19 protein-coding genes and 1 pseudogene are annotated in these 21,630 nt (G+C 61.9%); 17 read left to right on the top strand and 3 right to left on the bottom strand.

What is annotated here, in order from left to right:
* The first annotated feature begins 35 nt into the window (after positions 1-35).
* From rpoB to ACZYHG_RS23940, 3 genes and pseudogenes are all read left to right on the top strand, one after another.
* The gene (gene rpoB, locus ACZYHG_RS23950) at positions 36-4,172 is read left to right on the top strand and encodes a DNA-directed RNA polymerase subunit beta (protein ID WP_464610645.1); all 4,137 of its coding nucleotides are present in this window, start codon (positions 36-38) and stop codon (positions 4,170-4,172) included.
* 129 nt (positions 4,173-4,301) lie between these two features.
* Positions 4,302-8,499 (top strand): annotated as a pseudogene (gene rpoC / locus ACZYHG_RS23945) (DNA-directed RNA polymerase subunit beta').
* Between the two features lie 153 nt (positions 8,500-8,652).
* Complete coding sequence (locus ACZYHG_RS23940; RefSeq protein WP_464610644.1) at positions 8,653-9,318, top strand: O-methyltransferase; 666 nt, start codon at positions 8,653-8,655, stop codon at positions 9,316-9,318.
* A gap of 154 nt (positions 9,319-9,472) precedes the next feature.
* Here ACZYHG_RS23940 and ACZYHG_RS23935 read toward each other — a convergent pair whose 3' ends face one another.
* From ACZYHG_RS23935 to ACZYHG_RS23925, 3 genes are all read right to left on the bottom strand, one after another.
* Positions 9,473-10,396: a Gfo/Idh/MocA family protein gene (locus ACZYHG_RS23935; RefSeq protein WP_464614774.1), complete on the bottom strand. Its 924-nt coding sequence runs from the start codon at positions 10,394-10,396 to the stop codon at positions 9,473-9,475.
* A gap of 106 nt (positions 10,397-10,502) precedes the next feature.
* Positions 10,503-11,600, bottom strand: a complete 1,098-nt coding sequence (locus tag ACZYHG_RS23930) for a PLP-dependent cysteine synthase family protein (protein ID WP_464610643.1) — start codon at positions 11,598-11,600, stop codon at positions 10,503-10,505.
* A gap of 31 nt (positions 11,601-11,631) precedes the next feature.
* Positions 11,632-11,913, bottom strand: a complete 282-nt coding sequence (locus tag ACZYHG_RS23925) for a hypothetical protein (protein WP_027028835.1) — start codon at positions 11,911-11,913, stop codon at positions 11,632-11,634.
* 462 nt (positions 11,914-12,375) lie between these two features.
* Between ACZYHG_RS23925 and rpsL the strand changes: the two genes are divergently transcribed.
* The 14 genes from rpsL (at position 12,376) to rpmC (ending at position 21,623) form a co-directional block, all read left to right on the top strand.
* On the top strand, positions 12,376-12,747 hold the full coding sequence (gene rpsL, locus ACZYHG_RS23920) for a 30S ribosomal protein S12 (protein WP_006333356.1): 372 nt from the start codon (positions 12,376-12,378) through the stop codon (positions 12,745-12,747).
* 57 nt (positions 12,748-12,804) lie between these two features.
* Positions 12,805-13,275, top strand: a complete 471-nt coding sequence (gene rpsG, locus ACZYHG_RS23915; protein WP_008875664.1) for a 30S ribosomal protein S7 — start codon at positions 12,805-12,807, stop codon at positions 13,273-13,275.
* Between the two features lie 29 nt (positions 13,276-13,304).
* Positions 13,305-15,395 (top strand): elongation factor G, encoded by a 2,091-nt coding sequence (gene fusA / locus ACZYHG_RS23910; protein ID WP_464610642.1) that lies wholly within the window; start codon positions 13,305-13,307, stop codon positions 15,393-15,395.
* 66 nt (positions 15,396-15,461) lie between these two features.
* The gene (tuf, locus tag ACZYHG_RS23905) at positions 15,462-16,637 is read left to right on the top strand and encodes an elongation factor Tu (RefSeq protein WP_023723394.1); all 1,176 of its coding nucleotides are present in this window, start codon (positions 15,462-15,464) and stop codon (positions 16,635-16,637) included.
* Between the two features lie 69 nt (positions 16,638-16,706).
* The gene (gene rpsJ, locus ACZYHG_RS23900) at positions 16,707-17,015 is read left to right on the top strand and encodes a 30S ribosomal protein S10 (protein WP_010909272.1); all 309 of its coding nucleotides are present in this window, start codon (positions 16,707-16,709) and stop codon (positions 17,013-17,015) included.
* A 61-nt stretch (positions 17,016-17,076) separates the two neighbouring features.
* Positions 17,077-17,790 carry a 50S ribosomal protein L3 gene (gene rplC / locus ACZYHG_RS23895; RefSeq protein ID WP_027057018.1) on the top strand — a complete coding sequence of 238 codons (714 nt, stop codon included), beginning with the start codon at positions 17,077-17,079 and terminating at the stop codon, positions 17,788-17,790.
* Positions 17,790-18,410 (top strand): 50S ribosomal protein L4, encoded by a 621-nt coding sequence (gene rplD / locus ACZYHG_RS23890; protein WP_027057017.1) that lies wholly within the window; start codon positions 17,790-17,792, stop codon positions 18,408-18,410. The genes rplC and rplD overlap by 1 nt, the downstream gene beginning before the upstream one ends.
* Positions 18,407-18,700, top strand: coding sequence for a 50S ribosomal protein L23 (locus ACZYHG_RS23885; RefSeq protein WP_027028839.1), 294 nt, complete (start codon positions 18,407-18,409; stop codon positions 18,698-18,700). The genes rplD and ACZYHG_RS23885 overlap by 4 nt, the downstream gene beginning before the upstream one ends.
* 22 nt (positions 18,701-18,722) lie before the next feature.
* Complete coding sequence (rplB, locus tag ACZYHG_RS23880; RefSeq protein WP_015317983.1) at positions 18,723-19,556, top strand: 50S ribosomal protein L2; 834 nt, start codon at positions 18,723-18,725, stop codon at positions 19,554-19,556.
* 16 nt (positions 19,557-19,572) lie between these two features.
* On the top strand, positions 19,573-19,851 hold the full coding sequence (gene rpsS / locus ACZYHG_RS23875) for a 30S ribosomal protein S19 (RefSeq protein WP_006205463.1): 279 nt from the start codon (positions 19,573-19,575) through the stop codon (positions 19,849-19,851).
* A gap of 2 nt (positions 19,852-19,853) precedes the next feature.
* Entirely contained in the window at positions 19,854-20,243 is a 390-nt protein-coding gene (gene rplV / locus ACZYHG_RS23870; protein WP_010909277.1) for a 50S ribosomal protein L22, read from the top strand.
* Complete coding sequence (rpsC, locus tag ACZYHG_RS23865) at positions 20,243-20,968, top strand: 30S ribosomal protein S3 (protein ID WP_027028840.1); 726 nt, start codon at positions 20,243-20,245, stop codon at positions 20,966-20,968. The genes rplV and rpsC overlap by 1 nt, the downstream gene beginning before the upstream one ends.
* Before the next feature lie 27 nt (positions 20,969-20,995).
* The gene (rplP, locus tag ACZYHG_RS23860) at positions 20,996-21,409 is read left to right on the top strand and encodes a 50S ribosomal protein L16 (RefSeq protein WP_013531427.1); all 414 of its coding nucleotides are present in this window, start codon (positions 20,996-20,998) and stop codon (positions 21,407-21,409) included.
* Positions 21,410-21,422: 13 nt separating this feature from the next.
* A complete protein-coding gene (gene rpmC / locus ACZYHG_RS23855) occupies positions 21,423-21,623 on the top strand; it encodes a 50S ribosomal protein L29 (RefSeq protein WP_006205459.1) in 201 nt (66 codons plus the stop codon).
* Positions 21,624-21,630: the final 7 nt, after the last annotated feature.

Genomic DNA, 21,630 nt, shown 5'->3' with positions numbered 1-21,630 from the left:
GAGGTTCGTCCCGAGTTTAGAGCTAAGGAGCGACGATGGCCCAGACCCAGACTTTCAATGGCCGCAGACGCGTACGCAAATTCTTCGGAAAGATTCCGGAAGTTGCGGAGATGCCGAACCTAATCGAGGTTCAGAAGGCATCCTATGACCAGTTCCTGATGGTGGCGGAGCCCAAGGGTGGGCGTCCGGACGAGGGACTCCAGGCCGTTTTCAAGTCGGTCTTCCCGATTCAGGACTTTTCCGGCTCCTCCATGCTGGAGTTCGTGAAGTACGAGTTCGAAGGACCGAAATTCGACGTTGACGAATGCCGTCAGCGCGACCTGACCTATGCCGCGCCGCTGAAGGTGACGCTGCGCCTTATCGTGTTCGATATCGACGAAGATACCGGCGCCAAGTCGATCAAGGACATCAAGGAGCAGGACGTCTACATGGGCGACATGCCGCTCATGACCTTGAATGGCACCTTTATCGTCAACGGCACCGAGCGCGTCATCGTCTCGCAGATGCACCGCTCGCCGGGCGTCTTCTTTGACCATGACAAGGGCAAGTCGCATTCGTCGGGCAAGCTTTTGTTTGCCGCGCGCGTCATCCCTTATCGTGGTTCGTGGCTCGATATCGAGTTCGATTCCAAGGACGTCGTGCATGCCCGCATCGACCGTCGCCGCAAGATTCCGGCGACCTCGCTGCTGATGGCGCTCGGCATGGACGGCGAAGAGATCCTGTCGACCTTCTACAACAAGATCACCTACAAGCGTGCCGGCGACCACTGGCGCATCCCGTTCAACGTCGAGCGTTTCCGAGGCCTCAAGGCCGTCGGTGATCTGGTCGACGCCGATACGGGCGAGATCGTTGTCGAGCAAGGCAAGAAGATCACCGCCCGCCAGGCCAGGGCGCTTGGCGAAAAGGGTCTCAAGGCGATCAAGGCGACCGACGAGGATCTGCTCGGCAATTACCTCGCCGAGGACATCGTCAACTACGCCACCGGCGAGATCTTCCTCGAAGCCGGCGACGAGATCGACGAAAAGACGCTGAAAGTGCTGCTTGGCACTGGCGAGAACGAGATCAAGGTTCTCGACATCGACCACGTCAATGTCGGCGCCTATATCAGAAACACGCTCAACGTCGACAAGAACGAGAGCCGCCAGGACGCGCTGTTCGACATCTATCGTGTCATGCGCCCCGGCGAGCCGCCGACGCTCGAGACCGCCGAAGCCATGTTCAACTCGCTGTTTTTCGACAGCGAGCGCTACGATCTGTCGGCCGTTGGCCGCGTCAAGATGAACATGCGCCTCGAACTCAAGGCCGAGGACACCGTGCGCGTGCTGCGCAAGGACGACATCCTGGCCGTGGTCAAGACGCTGGTCGAACTGCGCGACGGCAAGGGCGAGATTGACGACATCGACAATCTCGGCAACCGCCGCGTGCGTTCGGTCGGCGAGCTGATGGAAAACCAGTACCGCGTCGGCCTGTTGCGCATGGAGCGCGCGATCAAGGAGCGTATGTCCTCGATCGAGATCGACACGGTCATGCCGCAGGACCTGATCAACGCCAAGCCGGCGGCTGCCGCCGTGCGCGAGTTCTTCGGTTCCTCGCAGCTGTCGCAGTTCATGGACCAGACCAACCCGCTGTCGGAGATCACCCACAAGCGTCGCCTGTCGGCACTTGGACCGGGCGGTCTGACCCGCGAGCGCGCCGGCTTCGAAGTGCGCGACGTGCATCCGACGCATTATGGCCGTATCTGCCCGATCGAGACGCCGGAAGGCCCGAATATCGGTCTGATCAACTCGCTGGCCACCTTCGCACGCGTCAACAAGTACGGCTTCATCGAGAGCCCGTACCGCAAGATCGTCGACGGCAAGCTGACCAATGACGTCGTCTATCTCTCGGCGATGGAAGAAGCCAAGCACCATGTCGCGCAGGCTAACGCCGAGCTCGACAAGAATGGCGGCTTCGTCGACGAGTTCGTCATTTGCCGCAGCGCCGGCGAAGTGATGATGGCGCCGCGTGAAAACGTCGACCTGATGGACGTGTCGCCCAAGCAGATGGTGTCGGTGGCCGCGGCCCTGATCCCGTTCCTCGAGAACGACGACGCCAACCGCGCGCTGATGGGCTCGAACATGCAGCGTCAGGCCGTGCCGCTGGTACGCGCCGAGGCGCCGTTCGTCGGCACCGGCATGGAGCCGATCGTTGCCCGTGACTCGGGCGCCGCCATCGGCGCCCGTCGTGGCGGCATCGTCGACCAGGTGGACGCGACGCGTATCGTTATCCGCGCGACGGAAGATCTCGATCCGGGCAAGTCCGGCGTCGACATCTACCGGCTGATGAAGTTCCAGCGTTCGAACCAGAACACCTGCATCAACCAGCGTCCGCTGGTGCGTATGGGTGACCGGGTCAACAAGGGCGACATCATTGCCGATGGTCCGTCGACCGAGCTCGGTGATCTGGCGCTCGGCCGCAACGTGCTGGTCGCGTTCATGCCTTGGAACGGCTACAACTACGAGGACTCGATCCTGCTCTCCGAGCGCATCGTGGCCGACGACGTCTTCACCTCGATCCATATCGAGGAGTTCGAGGTCATGGCGCGCGATACCAAGCTTGGACCGGAGGAAATCACGCGTGATATTCCCAACGTCTCGGAAGAAGCGCTGAAGAACCTCGACGAAGCCGGCATCGTCTATATCGGTGCGGAAGTTCAGCCGGGCGACATCCTGGTCGGCAAGATCACGCCGAAGGGCGAAAGCCCGATGACGCCGGAAGAAAAGCTTCTTCGCGCCATCTTCGGCGAAAAGGCTTCGGACGTGCGCGACACCTCGATGCGCATGCCTCCGGGCACCTTCGGCACCGTCGTCGAGGTGCGCGTGTTCAATCGCCACGGTGTGGAGAAGGACGAGCGCGCCATGGCGATCGAGCGCGAGGAGATCGAACGCCTCGCCAAGGACCGCGACGACGAGCAGGCCATCCTGGACCGTAACGTCTACGCGCGCCTTTCCGACGTGCTCGTCGGCAAGGAAGCGATCGCTGGACCGAAGGGCTTCAAGAAGGGCTCGACGCTGTCCAAGGATACGCTCGACGAGTATCCGCGTTCGCAGTGGTGGCAGTTTGCCGTGGAGAACGAAAAGCTCCAGAGCGAACTGGAAGCCCTGCGTGGTCAGTACGACGACTTCAAGAAGGCGCTTGAACAGCGCTTCATGGACAAGGTCGAGAAGGTGCAGCGCGGCGACGAAATGCCTCCGGGCGTCATGAAGATGGTCAAGGTCTTCGTGGCCGTGAAGCGCAAGATGCAGCCGGGCGACAAGATGGCCGGCCGTCACGGCAACAAGGGTGTCGTGTCGCGCATCGTTCCGGTCGAAGACATGCCTTTCCTCGAGGACGGCACGCATGCCGATATCGTGCTCAACCCGCTGGGTGTGCCGAGCCGCATGAATGTCGGCCAGATCCTGGAAACGCATCTGGGCTGGGCATGCGCTGGCATGGGCAAGAAGATCGGCGATCTGATCGACGCGTATAAGGTGGCGGGTGACATCAAGCCGCTGCGCAAGACGCTCGAGAGCTTCATTCCGGCCAACGATCGCAACGAGCCGGTCCGCGAATATGACGACGAGAGCATTGTTCGCCTCAGCGAGCAGATGCGCCGCGGCGTCTCGATCGCGACCCCGGTGTTCGACGGCGCGCATGAAGCTGACATCAACATCATGCTGGAGCAGGCGGGCCTGCACACATCAGGTCAGTCGCAGCTCTATGACGGACGCACGGGCGAACCGTTCGATCGCAAGGTGACGATGGGGTATATCTATATGCTCAAGCTTCACCACCTGGTGGACGACAAGATCCACGCGCGTTCGATCGGCCCGTACTCGCTCGTTACCCAGCAGCCGCTGGGCGGCAAGGCGCAGTTCGGTGGCCAGCGCTTCGGCGAGATGGAGGTCTGGGCGCTGGAAGCCTATGGCGCCGCCTACACGCTGCAGGAGATGCTGACGGTGAAGTCGGACGACGTCGCCGGCCGCACCAAGGTCTACGAGGCGATCGTGCGCGGCGACGACACCTTCGAGGCCGGCATCCCCGAGAGCTTCAACGTTCTCGTCAAGGAAATGCGGTCTCTCGGCCTCAATGTCGAGCTGGAGAACACCAAGCTCGACGACAACCCTGTCCGGCTGCCCGACGCAGCTGAGTAAGGCTACGGCGCGCCGCACAAGCTGCGGCGCGCCAACTAAATTCGACGGCCAGTGGCCGACACAAGACGGCGGGCGTTTGGCCCGCGCTAGATGCAAGGGGTTTTCGAGGACCCCGAAAAGGAGAACGGCATGAACCAAGAGGTCATGAATCTCTTCAATCCGCAGGCGCCTGCGCAGGTGTTCGATTCCATCCGGATCTCACTGGCCAGCCCTGAGAAGATTCTGTCCTGGTCGTTCGGCGAGATCAAGAAGCCGGAGACCATCAACTACCGCACCTTCAAGCCGGAGCGTGACGGTCTGTTCTGCGCGCGCATTTTCGGCCCGATCAAGGACTATGAGTGCCTGTGCGGCAAGTACAAGCGCATGAAGTACAAGGGCGTCATCTGCGAAAAGTGCGGCGTCGAAGTCACGCTGTCGCGCGTCCGTCGCGAGCGCATGGGCCATATCGAGCTCGCGGCACCCGTCGCCCACATCTGGTTCCTGAAGTCGCTGCCGTCGCGCATCGGCACGCTGCTCGACATGACCCTGAAGGACATCGAGCGCGTCCTCTACTTCGAGAACTACATCGTCACCGAGCCTGGCCTCACCGCGCTGAAGGAGCACCAGCTGCTCAGCGAGGAAGAGTACATGATCGCCGTCGACGAGTATGGCGAGGATTCGTTCACCGCCATGATCGGCGCCGAGGCAATTCATGACCTTCTGGCCGGCATGGACCTGGAGAAGATCGCGGGCGACCTGCGTTCGGAACTGGCTTCGACCACGTCCGAACTGAAGCAGAAGAAGTATCTCAAGCGGCTCAAGGTCGTCGAGAACTTCATGGAATCCGGCAACCGTCCGGAATGGATGATCATGAAGGTGGTTCCGGTAATACCGCCGGACCTGCGCCCGCTGGTTCCCCTGGATGGTGGACGTTTCGCCACGTCCGACCTGAACGACCTCTATCGTCGGGTCATCAACCGCAACAACCGTCTGAAGCGGCTGATCGAGCTGCGCGCTCCCGGCATCATCGTGCGCAATGAAAAGCGCATGCTGCAGGAAGCCGTCGATGCGCTGTTCGACAACGGCCGTCGCGGCCGCGTCATCACCGGCGCCAACAAGCGCCCGCTGAAGTCGCTGTCCGACATGCTGAAGGGCAAACAGGGCCGGTTCCGTCAGAACCTGCTCGGCAAGCGCGTCGACTATTCCGGCCGTTCGGTCATCGTCACCGGTCCGGAGCTCAAGCTGCACCAGTGCGGCCTGCCGAAGAAGATGGCGCTCGAACTGTTCAAGCCCTTCATCTACGCCCGCCTCGACGCCAAGGGTTACTCCTCGACCGTCAAGCAGGCCAAGAAGCTGGTCGAGAAGGAGCGTCCGGAAGTCTGGGATATCCTCGACGAGGTTATCCGTGAGCACCCGGTTCTGCTGAACCGCGCGCCGACGCTGCACCGCTTGGGCATCCAGGCGTTCGAGCCGATCCTGATCGAAGGCAAGGCGATCCAGCTGCATCCGCTGGTCTGCACGGCCTTCAACGCCGACTTCGACGGTGACCAGATGGCGGTTCACGTGCCGCTGTCGCTGGAAGCACAGCTTGAAGCCCGCGTGCTGATGATGTCGACCAACAACATCCTGCACCCGGCTTCCGGCGCGCCGATCATCGTGCCGTCGCAGGACATGGTTCTCGGTCTCTACTATCTCTCGATCGTCAACCAGAACGAGCCGGGCGAAGGCATGGTGTTTGCCGACATGGGCGAACTCCAGCATGCGCTCGAGACCAAGGCGGTGACGCTGCATTCCAAGATCAGGGGCCGCTTCCGCACGGTCGATGCCGAAGGCAAGGTCGTGTCGAAGATCCATGACACCACGCCTGGCCGCATGATCATCGGCGAACTTCTGCCGAAGAACGTCAACGTGCCTTACGAGACCGCTAACCAGGAGATGACCAAGAAGAACATCTCCAAGATGATCGACACCGTCTACCGCCATTGCGGTCAGAAGGAGACGGTCATTTTCTGCGATCGCATCATGGCTCTCGGCTTCAGCCATGCCTGCCGTGCCGGCATTTCGTTCGGCAAGGACGACATGCTGATCCCCGACAGCAAGATCAAGCTGGTGTCGGACACCGAGGCTTTGGCCAAGGAATACGAGCAGCAGTACAATGACGGCCTGATCACGCAGGGCGAGAAGTACAATAAGGTCGTCGACGCCTGGGCCAAGTGCTCGGAAAAGGTCGCCGACGAAATGATGGCCCGCATCAAGGCGGTCGAGTTCGAGGACAATGGCCGTCAGAAGCCGATGAACTCGATCTACATGATGTCGCACTCCGGTGCGCGTGGCTCGCCCACCCAGATGCGCCAGCTTGCCGGCATGCGCGGCCTGATGGCCAAGCCGTCGGGTGAAATCATTGAGACGCCGATCATCTCGAACTTCAAGGAAGGCCTGACCGTGCTCGAGTACTTCAACTCGACCCACGGCGCCCGCAAGGGTCTGGCCGACACCGCCTTGAAGACGGCGAACTCGGGCTACCTCACCCGTCGTCTGGTCGACGTGGCGCAGGACTGCATCGTCAACTCCGTGGATTGCGGCACCGACAAGGGCCTCACCATGCAGCCGATCGTCGATGCCGGTCAGGTCGTTGCTTCGGTCGGCCAGCGCGTGCTGGGCCGTACCTCGCTCGACGACATCACCCATCCGGTGTCGGGCGATGTTCTGGTCAAGGCCGGAACGCTGATGGACGAGCGTGACGTGGAGAAGATCGAAAAGGCCGGCGTGCAGTCGGTCCGCATTCGCTCGGCACTGACCTGCGAGGTCAGGATCGGCGTCTGCGCGGTCTGCTACGGACGCGATCTGGCTCGCGGTACCCCGGTCAACCAGGGTGAAGCGGTCGGCGTCATCGCGGCGCAGTCGATCGGCGAGCCGGGTACCCAGCTCACCATGCGTACCTTCCACATGGGCGGTACCGCGCAGGTGGTGGACTCTTCGTTCCTTGAAGCCTCCTATGAGGGCAAGGTCGAGATCCGCAACCGCAACGTGGTGCGCAACTCTGACGGCCAGCAGATGGTCATGGGCCGCAACATGGCGGTGCTGATCCTCGATGAAGCCGGCAAGGAGCGTGCCTCGCACCGCCTCACCTATGGTTCGCGCATCTTCGTGGACGATGGTGACAAGGTGAAGCGCGGCCAGCGTATCGCCGAGTGGGATCCCTATACCCGTCCGGTCCTCACCGAAATCGAGGGCAGGGTGTCGTACGAGGATCTGGTCGATGGCATTTCCGTTCAGGAAACGGCCGACGAGTCGACCGGCATCACCAAGCGTGAGGTCATCGACTGGCGGTCGACGCCGCGCGGCAACGACCTGAAGCCGGCAATCGCCATTCAGGACGCCAAGGGCAAGGTCGGCAAGCTGTCGAAGGGCGGCGACGCCCGCTTCCTGCTCTCGGTCGAGGCCATTCTCTCGGTCGAGCCGGGTTCGCAGGTTCGTCCCGGCGACGTGCTGGCGCGTATCCCGATGGAAAGCGCCAAGACCAAGGACATCACCGGCGGTCTGCCGCGTGTTGCCGAACTGTTCGAGGCACGTCGTCCGAAGGATCACGCCATCATCGCCGAGATCGATGGCACGATCCGCTTCGGCCGCGACTACAAGAACAAGCGCCGCATCATCATCGAGCCGCATGAACTCGACGCTTGAGCCGGTCGAATACCTGATCCCGAAGGGCAAGCCGTTCCATCTCCAGGACGGCGACGTCATCGAGAAGGGCGACTACATCCTCGACGGCAATCCGGCGCCGCACGACATCCTGGCGATCAAGGGCGTGGAGGCACTTGCTTCCTACCTCGTCAACGAAATCCAGGAAGTCTACCGCCTGCAGGGCGTGTCGATCAACGACAAGCACATCGAGGTGATCGTTCGCCAGATGCTGCAGAAAGTCGAGATCACGGTGCAGGGCGACTCGACCTACATTCCGGGCGACCACGTCGACGTGATCGAGCTGGAAGAGGTCAACGAGCGCCTGGTCGAGGACGGCAAGAAGCCGGCCGAAGGCCAGCCGGTGCTGCTGGGCATCACCAAGGCCTCGCTGCAGACGCCGTCCTTCATCTCGGCCGCCTCCTTCCAGGAGACGACCAGGGTGCTGACGGAAGCCGCGGTTGCCGGCAAGACCGACATGCTGCAGGGCTTGAAGGAAAACGTCATTGTCGGCCGGCTGATCCCGGCCGGTACGGGCGGCACGATGAGCCAGATCCGGCGCATCGCCACCTCGCGCGACGAACTGATCATCGACGAGCGCCGCAAGGCCTCCGGTGTGGAAGTTGCCGAGCCGATGCTGGCCGACATGACAACCGCCGCGCAGTAAGCGCGGCGGCCCAAAACTCAGGCAACAGGGCCGTCGGGGCAACCCGGCGGCCTTTTTGTTTTCCTGGGCATGGCGAAGTTGGTATCTATGGCGGAGAGAGGTCCACGCGTTCCTACTCATTCGCGTTTCGGCTCTCGATCGGAGAAGAGAACGATGAGCAAGAAGACCTGGGCTGCTGTCGACGACTACATCGTTGATGCCCTGTTCGAGGCGGATCCCGCCCTCGATGCCGTTCTGGCCGCTAACCGTGACCAAGGTTTGCCGCCGATCGACGTCTCGCCGGCGCAGGGCAAGCTGCTTTCGCTTCTGGCGCGCATTCAGGGAGCGAAGAAGGTTCTCGAAATAGGCACGCTGGGCGGCTATTCCACGATCTGGATGGCGCGAGCGTTGCCGATGGACGGCAAGATCGTGACGCTTGAACTCGATCCGCACCACGCCAGCGTCGCGCAGTCGAATTTCGAACGGGCAGGCGTGTCGGAGCGCGTGGACCTGCGGGTCGGTCCGGCCCTTCAATCGCTCGCTGCTTTAAGCGCTGAGAATGTCGGGCCGTTCGATCTCATCTTCATCGACGCCGACAAGCCGAACAACCCGAATTATCTGTCATGGGCGATGCGGCTTTCGCGGCCGGGAACAGTGATCATCTGCGACAATGTCATCCGCGATGGCGCAGTGCTCGACGGGGATGGCCATGACGCCAACGTCGTGGGCGCTCGGGCAGCGTTCTCGTTCGTCGGTGGCGACAAGCGCCTGGACGGCACCGCCATTCAGACAGTCGGCGCCAAGGGCTATGACGGCTTTGCGATTGCGATCGTCGAGTGATACCCGCTGCAATAGGCGCCCTTCCTCGACCCCGTCGATCGGAGGAGAGGTGGCTCGGCGTAGCCGAGCCGGAGTGGGAGTCAACCTAGCGCGAGCATGCATTCAAGCCAGGTTCTCGATCTCGCCAGGTTCTCGATCTCGTCGCGTGCACAACTCAGTCGAAAAACGCCTCGACCACATTACGTTTGCCGAGCATGAAGGCGTCGGCGACATGCTGCAGCGGCGCGAGATCGACATCTGAGGCACCGGCGCGCACGATCTCGGCGAAACGCTTGTAAAGCATCGGGTATTCCGCCTCCGGCTCCTCGTGCACGACCCGGCCGTCGACCGCGAGCTTCGAACCACCGCCCGACAGCACCATCTTGCCGGCATCCGTGTCGGCAAGGATGTCCCAGCTTTGCGGGCCGGTCTGCAGCCAGTCGAGGTCCATTGTCACCGGCAATCCGTTCGACGTGCGGAAGGTGACCTGCGCTGAGACCGGGGCGGCGCGATTTTCCGGAAAATCGAGCACGGCGGCGGTGATAAACATCGCCGGCAGGATGTGGGTCGCAATCGACAGCGCGTTGATGCCGGGATCGAAGACACCGAAGCCGCCAGGTGCCCAGATCCAGTCCTGGTTCGGATGCCAGCGGCGTACGTCCTCTTTCCAGACAATCGCAGCTGACCGGATTCGGGTCGATGCGAGGAAGTTGCGCGCGGCCTCCACAGCCGGCGCGTAGCGCGAATGCCAGCTGGCGAACAGCGAGACGCCACTGGCCGTCGCCAGTCTCTTCAGGTCCTCGACCTCGCTGACCGTGGCGCCGGGCGGCTTCTCCAGGAAGACATGCTTTTTTGCGATCAGCGCCGTGCGCGCCGCATCGTAGCGGAACTGCGGCGGCATGCAGAGCGAAACGGCGTCGAGTTCCGGCACCGCGTCGAGCATCGCCTCGATAGTCGGGAAATTCGGAATATTGTCGACCTTGCCGTGCCGGCTGGCGGCCGCGACCAGGAGATAGTCCTGGTCTTTCGCCAGGGCCGGCAGGTGCTGGTCGCGGACGATCTTGCCGACGCCGACAATACCTATCTTGATGGGGCCTATCTTGATGGGCTCGGACACGGCCGCTCCGTCTGTTTGATGATGGTGAGCGTTTCTAGCAGAAGACTTGTCTCGGGCAAGCCGAAGCCGCGGCGTGGGAGCCGAAAGCTCAGCCCCAGCTCTCCTCGAATTGCAGTGCGAGCTTTCCGCCCGCCAGAAAGGCCTCGATCGCCGGTTCGAAAGGCGAGGGGTCGAGGCCGTTGGCTGTCAGCCATTCATCCGAATAGTAGGTGTTGGCATAGCGGTCACCGGAATCGCAGATCAGCGTAACCAGCGAACCGGTTTTGCCATGCTCGACCATGCGTGCGGCCTGAAAGCACATGGCGATGAAGTTGGTGCCGGTCGAGCCGCCGACACGGCGGCCGAGCCGGCGCGACAAAACCCGCATCGCGGCCAGCGATACGGCATCCGGCACCCGCAGCATGTGATCGATCACGCCCGGCACGAAGGACGGCTCCATGCGCGGTCGGCCAATGCCCTCGATCCGCGACGGTTGTTCGCAGCGACAATCGCGATCGTGCGTGGCAAAGCCTTCGAAGAAGGCGGAGCGCTCTACGTCCGCAACCGACAGCCGCGTGGCGTGCCGCTTGTAGCGCAGGTATCGGCCAATCGTGGCTGACGTGCCGCCCGTGCCGGCGCTCATCACGATCCAGCTTGGGATGGGATGCCGCTCCTCGCGCATCTGTCCGAAGATGGAATCAGCAATGTTGTTGTTGCCCCGCCAGTCGGTGGCGCGTTCGGCATGGGTGAACTGGTCCATGAAATGGCCGCCGAGCCGTTCGGTGAGTTCGGCCAACTCGGCATAGATGCGCCTGCCGTCATCGATGAAATGGCAGTTGCCGCCATAATGCTCGATCGCGGCGATCTTTTCGCGCGACGTCGATCGGGGCATCACTGCATAGAAAGGCACGCCGATCATGCGGGCGAAATACGCTTCGGATACCGCTGTTGAGCCTGATGAGGCTTCGACCACTGGCGTGCCTTCGCGGACCAGGCCATTGCACAGCGCATAGAGAAACAGCGAACGCGCCAGCCGGTGCTTCAGGCTGCCGGTAGGATGGGTGGACTCATCCTTGAGATAGAAGTCGATTCTCATCAGCGCCGGCAGATCAAGCTTCCAAAGATGCGTGTCCGCGGAGCGGTGCTGGTCGGCCTCGATCGCGGCGACCGCCTTGTCGGCCCAGGCCCGGGATGCAGGTTCAACCATTCTCGATCCTGCCATCATCTGTGCCTTGGTTTCAGATCGGTACGTCGAAGGTGACGATCGAGACTTCGCCTTCGAGCGCGCCCTGGAAAGCCGACAGATGCGGCTCGTCATCCGGTACGCCTTCCATGTCGCCGATCTGGTCGAGTTCGGCCTCGGCGTAGCCCTCCGCGGCGAGCGATTCGAGCACGCGGCGAACCGCCGAATCGTCATCGGGCGCAACCAGCATCACATGCACGCCTTCCGGCTTGCCGCCCTTCTTCTTCCACACCCGGCCGGTGACGATGGTGACCGGGCGTTCCTCATTGTCGTTCACGGGTCAATTCCTCCGAATGAGGGGATTTGGGCTGTTCATGCGGACTTTTCGCATGAAGCATGGCTTTGCAACAGTCGAAAGCTGGTCACTTTCTTCTTCCTGATTGCAAAATGGCGAAAGAAAATTACATGCGGTTTTCGCATGGCTGCCAAGCCCCGGCTTCAATGCAATATTTGGCACTGCGGGGTTGACGGTTCGCGGGCTTACGAGTAGAAGCCGCCCAGTCAGAACCGATGTGAGGCTCTCCCTTCCGAAGCGACACGCTTTGGAGTTTGCCTCAAACAGGGTTCGTTTTACGAGCGAAAAGACATTTCCGGCGTGCACGAAGCGGGTTCCGCTTCCTCTGCCATTTGTTCGGGCAAGACCGCGAGGCGCGGTTTATGGCCCGAATTTGCGTATGGAAATGACGCTTTGAGCGGCCCTGACCGGGCGAGACACGGAATTGAGAGACAAGAGGGTTTAATGCCTACCGTCAACCAGCTGATCCGCAAGCCGCGCATTGCGCCGGTGAAGCGCAACAAGGTCCCGGCCATGCAGCAGAACCCGCAGAAGCGGGGCGTCTGCACGCGCGTCTATACAACGACGCCGAAGAAGCCGAACTCGGCGCTGCGCAAGGTTGCCAAGATCCGCCTGACCAATGGTTTTGAAGTGATCGGGTACATCCCCGGCGAAGGTCACAACCTTCAGGAACACTCCGTGGTCATGATCCGCGGCGGCCGCGTCAAGGATCTTCCGGGCGTTCGCTACCACATCATCCGCGGCGTGCTCGACACGCAGGGCGTGAAGAACCGCAAGCAGCGCCGTTCGAAGTACGGCGCCAAGCGTCCGAAGTAAGATTTTCCGGCCCTGGCGCTTGAATGCGTCGGGCTATGAGATTGAGAGACAAAAGCCATGTCGCGTCGTCACAGTGCAGAAAAGCGTGAGATCAATCCGGACCCGAAGTTCGGCGATCTGATCGTCACCAAGTTCATGAACGCCGTCATGTATGACGGCAAGAAGTCGGTTGCCGAGACCATCGTCTACGGCGCGCTCGACCAGGTTCAATCCAAGACCAAGCAGGAGCCGGTCACCGTCTTCCATCAGGCGCTCGACAATGTCGCGCCGCATGTGGAAGTGCGTTCGCGTCGTGTCGGCGGCGCCACCTATCAGGTTCCGGTCGATGTGCGCCCCGAGCGTCGTCAGGCATTGGCCATTCGCTGGCTGATCGCTGCCGCCCGCAACCGCAACGAGACCACCATGGTCGACCGCCTCTCCGGCGAGCTGATGGATGCGGCCAACAACCGCGGCACGGCCGTCAAGAAGCGTGAAGACACCCACAAGATGGCTGAAGCCAACCGCGCTTTCGCGCACTACCGCTGGTAAAGCGCGAACGAGACTGAGAGGCAGCTACGATGGCCCGCGAATACAAAATCGAAGACTACCGCAATTTCGGTATCATGGCGCATATTGACGCCGGCAAGACGACGACCACCGAGCGCGTCCTCTATTACACGGGCAAGTCGCACAAGATCGGCGAAGTGCACGACGGCGCTGCCACCATGGACTGGATGGAGCAGGAGCAGGAGCGCGGCATCACCATCACGTCCGCTGCCACCACGACCTTCTGGAAGGGTCGCAGCGGCAAGATGTACCGCTTCAACATCATCGACACCCCCGGACACGTCGACTTCACCATCGAAGTCGAGCGTTCGCTGCGTGTGCTCGACGGCGCTATCGCGCTGCTGGATGCCAATGCCGGTGTCGAGCCGCAGACGGAAACCGTCTGGCGCCAGGCTGACAAGTACCGCGTCCCGCGCATGATCTTCTGCAACAAGATGGACAAGATCGGTGCCGACTTCTACCGCTCGGTCGAGATGATCGGTTCGCGCCTTGGCGCGCATGCCGTTGTCATGCAGCTGCCGATTGGCGCCGAGACCGAGTTTAAGGGCGTTGTCGACCTCGTGGAGATGAACGCGCTGGTCTGGCGCGACGAGACGCTGGGCGCTGCCTGGGACGTCGTCGAGATCCCTGCCGACCTTCAGGCTCGTGCGGAAGAATACCGCGAGAAGATGATCGAGGCCGCCGTCGAAATGGACGAGACGGCGCTTGAGAATTACCTCGAAGGCAAGATGCCGTCGAACGACGAGATCCGCGCGCTGATCCGCAAGGGCACCATTGCGGTCAAGTTCTACCCGATGTTCTGCGGCTCGGCCTTCAAGAACAAGGGCGTGCAGCCGTTGCTCGACGCCGTCGTCGAATATCTGCCTTCACCGGCCGATGTTCCCGCCATCAAGGGCGTCGATGCCAAGACCGACGCTGATATCGAGCGTCATGCCGACGACAACGAGCCGCTTTCGATGCTCGCCTTCAAGATCATGAACGACCCGTTCGTCGGTTCGCTCACCTTTGCCCGCATCTACTCGGGCAAGCTGACCAAGGGCATTTCGGTCGACAACACCGTCAAGGGCAAGAAAGAGCGCATCGGCCGCATGCTGCAGATGCATGCGAATTCGCGCGCCGACGTCGAAGAGGCTTTTGCCGGCGACATCGTCGCTCTGGCTGGTCTCAAGGACACGACCACCGGCGACACGCTGAGCGATCCGCTGCACCCGGTCATCCTCGAGCGCATGGAATTCCCCGATCCGGTCATCCAGATCGCGATCGAGCCGAAGACCAAGAACGACCAGGAAAAGATGGGCCTCGCCCTTCACCGCCTGGCCGCCGAGGATCCGTCCTTCCGCGTGAAGACCGACGAGGAATCCGGCCAGACCATTATCTCCGGCATGGGCGAGTTGCACCTCGACATCATCGTCGACCGCATGCGCCGCGAGTTCAAGGTCGAAGCCAATGTCGGCGCGCCGCAGGTGGCCTATCGCGAGACGATCACCCGCAAGCACGAGCAGGACTACACGCACAAGAAGCAGACCGGCGGTACCGGTCAGTTCGCTCGCGTCAAGATCGTCTTCGAGCCGAATCCGGAAAGCAGCGAATTCGAGTTCGAGACCAAGATCGTCGGCGGCGCCGTGCCGAAGGAATACATCCCCGGTGTCGAAAAGGGCATCAACAGTGTCATGACTTCGGGTCCGTTCGCGGGCTTCCCGATGATCGGCGTGAAGGCAACCCTGATCGACGGCGCTTACCACGATGTGGACTCCAGCGTTCTGGCCTTCGAAATCGCCGGCCGCGCTTGCTTCCGTGAAGCCGCACCCAAGCTTGGCGTGCAGCTGCTCGAGCCGATCATGAAGGTCGAAGTCGTCACGCCGGAAGATTATGTCGGCAGCGTCATCGGTGACCTGAACGGCCGTCGCGGCCAGATCCAGGGCCAGGAAGCGCGCGGCGTGGCCGTCGTCATCAACGCGATGGTGCCGCTCGCCAACATGTTCAAGTACGTCGACAACCTGCGCTCGATGAGCCAGGGCCGCGCGGCTTACACGATGCAGTTCGATCACTATGAGCCTGTGCCGACCGCGGTCGCCCAGGAAGTCCAGAAGAAATACGCGTAACCCCGACGGGTTGCAGCAGTAACTTAATTCAAGGCCCGCACGGGCGAGCAGGATTGGAGACATCACATGGCAAAAGGTAAATTCGAGCGTAACAAGCCTCATGTGAACATCGGCACGATTGGTCACGTCGATCACGGCAAGACGTCGTTGACGGCGGCGATCACGAAGTATTTTGGCGAGTACAAGCGCTACGACCAGATCGATGCGGCGCCCGAAGAGAAGGCCCGCGGCATCACCATCTCGACGGCTCACGTCGAATACGAGACGGCTGCCCGCCACTACGCCCACGTCGACTGCCCCGGCCACGCCGACTATGTGAAGAACATGATCACCGGTGCCGCGCAGATGGACGGCGCGATCCTGGTCGTTTCGGCTGCCGACGGCCCGATGCCGCAGACCCGCGAGCACATCCTGCTTGCCCGTCAGGTCGGCGTGCCGTCGATCGTGGTGTTCCTCAACAAGGTCGACCAGGTCGACGACGCCGAGCTGCTCGAACTGGTCGAGCTCGAGGTTCGCGAGCTTCTGTCGAAGAACGAATTCCCCGGCGACGACATTCCGATCGTCAAGGGTTCGGCGCTGGCTGCTCTTGAAGATTCCAACAAGACGATCGGCGAAGACGCGATCCGCGAGCTGATGGCTGCGGTCGATGCCTACATCCCGACGCCGGTTCGTCCGCTCGACAAGCCGTTCCTGATGCCGATCGAAGACGTGTTCTCGATCTCGGGCCGTGGCACGGTTGTCACCGGCCGCGTCGAGCGCGGCATTGTCAAGGTTGGCGAGGAACTCGAGATCATCGGCATCCGTCCGACGACCAAGACGACCTGCACGGGCGTTGAAATGTTCCGCAAGCTGCTCGATCAGGGCCAGGCTGGCGACAACATCGGCGCGCTGCTGCGTGGCGTTGATCGTGAAGGTGTCGAGCGCGGCCAGGTTCTGGCGAAGCCCGGCACGGTGAAGCCGCACAAGAAGTTCGTGGCCGAAGCCTACATCCTGACCAAGGACGAAGGTGGCCGTCACACGCCGTTCTTCACCAACTACCGTCCGCAGTTCTACTTCCGCACGACCGACGTGACCGGCATCGTGTCGCTGCCGGAAGGCACCGAGATGGTTATGCCTGGCGACAACATCACGGTCGATGTCGAGCTGATCGTGCCGATCGCCATGGAAGAGAAGCTGCGCTTCGCCATCCGTGAAGGCGGCCGCACCGTCGGTGCCGGCATCGTCGTCACCATCAAAGAGTAATTTGGACTTAAACCGATCTGTCGCGGGCGCGGAAGTTGCCCGCGCCGCGCCAGAACAAGGAATTGACGCATGAACGGACAGAATATCCGCATCCGCCTGAAGGCGTTTGATCACCGCGTGCTTGACGCCTCGACGAAGGAAATCGTGTCGACGGCCAAGCGCACCGGGGCAAACGTCCGCGGCCCCATTCCGCTGCCGACGCGGATTGAAAAGTTCACGGTTAACCGGTCGCCTCACGTCGACAAGAAGAGCCGCGAGCAGTTCGAGATGCGCACGCACAAGCGTCTGCTCGACATCGTCGATCCGACCCCGCAGACCGTCGATGCTTTGATGAAGCTCGATTTGGCCGCCGGCGTCGACGTCGAGATCAAGCTCTAAGGGAATGAGAGCGCGGTAAGGGGCGGTGCCCCTGGCCCGGAACTCTAAAGGAATTGAACCGATGCGTTCAGGTGTGATTGCAAAGAAGGTGGGAATGACCCGCATCTATAACGATGCCGGGGAACATGTTCCCGTCACCGTTCTCCAGATGGAGAACTGCCAGGTCGTGGCGCAGCGCACGCAGGAGAAGAATGGCTACACCGCCGTTCAGCTCGGCGTTGGCCTCGCCAAGGTGAAGAACACGTCGAAGGCGCTGCGCGGCCATTTCGCGACCGCTTCCGTCGAGCCGAAGGCGAAAGTCGCAGAGTTCCGCGTCTCCGCCGACAACATGATCGACGTCGGCGCCGAGATCACCGTCGAGCACTTCGTCGCCGGCCAGAAGGTCGATGTGACGGGCACGACGATCGGCAAGGGTTTCCAGGGCGTCATCAAGCGCCACCACATGGGTGGTGGCCGCGCGACGCACGGTAACTCGGTCTCGCACCGTACGCACGGTTCGACCGGCCAGCGTCAGGACCCGGGCAAGGTGTTCAAGGGCAAGCATATGGCTGGCCACATGGGCGACACACGCGTCACCACACAGAATGTCGAGATCGTTTCGACCGACGCCGATCGCGGCCTGATCCTGATCCGCGGTGCGGTTCCCGGATCGAAGGGCGCCTGGATCCTGGTCCGCGATGCGGCCAAGGTGGCACTGCCGGCCAACGCGCCGAAGCCCGCCGCGATCCGTGTCGTCGCCAAGAACGAGGCTCCGGCCGCAGAGGGAGCAGAATAATGGATCTCAAGATCACAACGCTCGGCGGTAAAGACGCCGGCAAGGTGGAACTCTCCGAGGAGATTTTCGGCCTTGATCCGCGCGAGGATATTCTGCAGCGCGTCGTGCGCTGGCAGCTCGCCAAGAAGCAGCAGGGCACGCACAAGGCCAAGGGCCGCGCTGAAATCGCGCGCACCGGTGCCAAGATGTACAAGCAGAAGGGTACGGGCCGCGCCCGTCACCATTCGGCACGCGCTCCGCAGTTCCGCGGCGGCGGCAAGGCCCACGGCCCGGTCGTTCGCAGCCACGAGCATGAACTGCCCAAGAAGGTTCGTGCGCTTGGCCTCAAGCATGCTCTATCGGCCAAGGCCAAGAGCGCGTCGATCATCATCATTGACGAGCTGAAGCTGACCGAGGCCAAGACCAAGGCGCTGATCGCGAATTTCGCGACGCTGGGCCTGACCAACGCCCTGTTGATTGGCGGCGCCGAGCTTGACAAGAACTTCAAGCTGGCCGCGACCAACATTCCAAACATCGACGTGCTGCCCATCCAGGGCATCAACGTCTACGACATTCTGCGCCGCGGCACGCTGGTCCTTTCCAAGGCCGCCGTCGAGGCTCTCGAGGAGCGCTTTAAATGACCGACCTTCGTCATTATGACGTGATCGTCTCGCCGGCGATCACCGAAAAGTCGACCATGGCCTCCGAGAACAACCAGGTCGTCTTCAACGTCGCCAAGAAGGCGTCGAAGCCGGAAATCAAGGCTGCCGTCGAAGCGCTGTTTGGCGTCAAGGTGATGGCCGTGAACACGCTTGTCCGCAAGGGCAAGATCAAGCGCTTCCGTGGCACGGTTGGCCGCCAGAGCGACGTCAAGAAGGCGATTGTGACACTGGCCGATGGTCAGTCGATCGACGTCGCGACGGGTCTCTGAGCAAGGCCGCGAGGACAGAAACATGGCACTGAAAAAATTCAACCCGGTAACGCCGAGCACCCGCCAGCTGGTCATCGTCGACCGCTCGGGCCTCTACAAGGGCAAGCCTGTCAAAGGCTTGACCGAGGGCCTGACCAAGTCGGGCGGCCGCAACAATCACGGTCGCATCACGGCTCGCTTCATCGGCGGCGGTCACAAGCGTTCGTACCGTATCATCGACTTCAAGCGCCGAAAGTTCGACGTGGTCGGCACGGTCGAGCGTATCGAATACGATCCGAACCGCACCGCCTTCATCGCGCTGATCAAGTATGACGATGGCGAGCTGTCCTACATCATTGCTCCGCAGCGTCTTGCTCCCGGCGACAAGATCGTGGCTGGCGAAGCGGTCGACGTGAAGCCGGGCAATGCGATGCCCCTGGCCTCGATGCCGGTCGGCACGATCGTCCACAACATCGAGCTGAAGCCGGGCAAGGGTGCCCAGGTCGCTCGTTCGGCCGGTGGCTACGGCCAGCTGGTCGGCCGCGACCAGGGCATGGCGATCCTGCGCCTCAATTCGGGCGAGCAGCGTGTCGTTCACGGCTCCTGCATGGCGACCGTCGGTGCCGTGTCCAACCCGGACCACGGCAACATCAACGACGGCAAGGCCGGCCGCACGGTTTGGCGTGGCAAGCGCCCGCACAATCGCGGCGTGACCATGAACCCGGTCGACCATCCGCATGGCGGTGGTGAAGGCCGCACCTCCGGTGGCCGTCATCCGGTCAGCCCGTGGGGCAAGCCGACCAAGGGCAAGAAGACGCGGTCCAACAAGGCGACCGACAAGTTCATCCTGCGCTCGCGCCATCAGCGCAAGAGCTAAGAAGAGGTAACGCCAAGTGACTCGTTCTATTTGGAAAGGCCCCTTCATCGACGGCTACCTTCTCAAGAAGGTGGACAAGGTTCGTGAAGGTGGTCGCAATGAGGTGATCAAGATGTGGAGCCGTCGCTCCACCATCCTGCCGCAGTTCGTCGGCTTCACCTTCGGTGTCTACAACGGCCAGAAGCACGTTCCCGTCTCGGTGAACGAGGACATGGTCGGTCATAAGTTCGGTGAATTCGCTCCGACGCGGACCTATTACGGTCACGGCGCGGATAAGAAGGCGAAGAGGAAATAATCATGGGCAAGGCCAAAGCTCCGCGCAGGCTTGCTGATAACGAAGCGCGCGCCGTATTGCGCACGATCCGTATCAGCCCGCAGAAGCTGAACCTCGTTGCCGCGCTCATCCGCGGCAAGAAGGTCGCGACAGCGCTTTCCGACCTCGAATTCTCGGCCAAGCGGATTTCCGGCACGGTCAAGAAGACGCTGGAATCGGCGATCGCCAACGCGGAAAACAACCACGACCTCGATGTCGATGCGCTGGTCGTGGCGGAAGCCTATGTCGGCAAGTCGATCGTCATGAAGCGGTTCCACGCCCGTGGCCGTGGTCGCGCCAGCCGCATCGAGAAGCCGTTCTCGCACCTCACGATCGTCGTTCGTGAAGTCGAAGAAAAAGGGGAGGCCGCATAATGGGCCAGAAAGTCAATCCGATCGGTCTGCGCCTCGGCATCAACCGTACCTGGGATTCGCGCTGGTTCGCGAACACCGGCGAGTACGGCAAGCTGCTGCATGAGGACATCAAGATCCGCAAGTATCTTGAGAAGGAACTCAAGCAGGCCGCGATCTCGAAGGTCGTGATCGAGCGCCCGCACAAGAAGTGCCGCGTCACCATCCATGCCGCGCGCCCGGGTCTGATCATCGGCAAGAAGGGCGCCGACATCGAGAAGCTTCGCAAGAAGCTGATGGAGATGACGAAGTCCGAGACGCACCTCAACATCGTTGAAGTGCGCAAGCCGGAAATCGATGCGACCCTGGTCGCCCAGTCGATCGCCCAGCAGCTCGAGCGTCGTATCGCGTTCCGCCGTGCCATGAAGCGCGCCGTCCAGTCGGCGATGCGCCTCGGTGCCGAAGGCATCCGCATCAACTGCTCCGGCCGTCTCGGCGGCGCCGAGATCGCGCGCATGGAATGGTACCGCGAAGGTCGCGTGCCGCTGCACACGCTGCGCGCCGATGTCGACTACGGCACGGCTGAAGCGCATACGGCGTATGGCATCTGCGGCGTCAAGGTCTGGGTATTCAAGGGCGAGATCCTCGAGCACGATCCGATGGCTTCGGAACGCCGCGCGACCGAGGGTGATGCTGCGCATGGCGGTGGTGGTGATCGCGAACGCGGTCGTCGTCGCGAAAACGCCTGAGACATTTAGGAATTTGGAGTTAGAACGATGCTGCAGCCAAAGCGCACAAAGTTCCGCAAGCAGTTCAAGGGCCGTATCCATGGTACCGCAAAGGGCGGCACCAACCTGGATTTCGGTGGTTTCGGGCTGAAGGCGCTTGAGCCGAACCGCGTCACTGCACGTGAGATCGAGGCGGCCCGCCGAGCGATCACGCGTGAAATGAAGCGCGCTGGTCGCGTCTGGATCCGTATTTTCCCGGACGTGCCGGTCACTTCGAAGCCGACCGAAGTCCGCATGGGTAAGGGCAAGGGCGCGGTCGACTACTGGGCGGCGCGCGTCAAGCCGGGCCGCATCATGTTCGAGATCGACGGCGTCAATGAAGAAACCGCCCGTGAGGCGCTGCGTCTCGGCGCGGCCAAGCTCTCGGTCAAGACGCGCTTCGTACAGCGCATCGCAGAATAAGGACGGGCTGATCATGAAAGCCGAAGACATCCGGACCAAGACCCAGGATCAGCTGACCGACGATCTGGCCAGCCTGAAGAAGGAGCAGTTCAACCTGCGCTTCCAGAAGGCCACCGGCCAGCTCGAGAAGACCGCGCGCGTGAGACAGGTCCGTAAGGACATTGCGCGCATCAAGACCATCGCTGCGGAAAAGTCCGCGGCTAAGAAGGCTTAAGGACGAA

This window comes from Mesorhizobium subarcticum (assembly GCF_055456085.1).
This window is presented reverse-complemented; position numbering and strand designations above follow the sequence as displayed.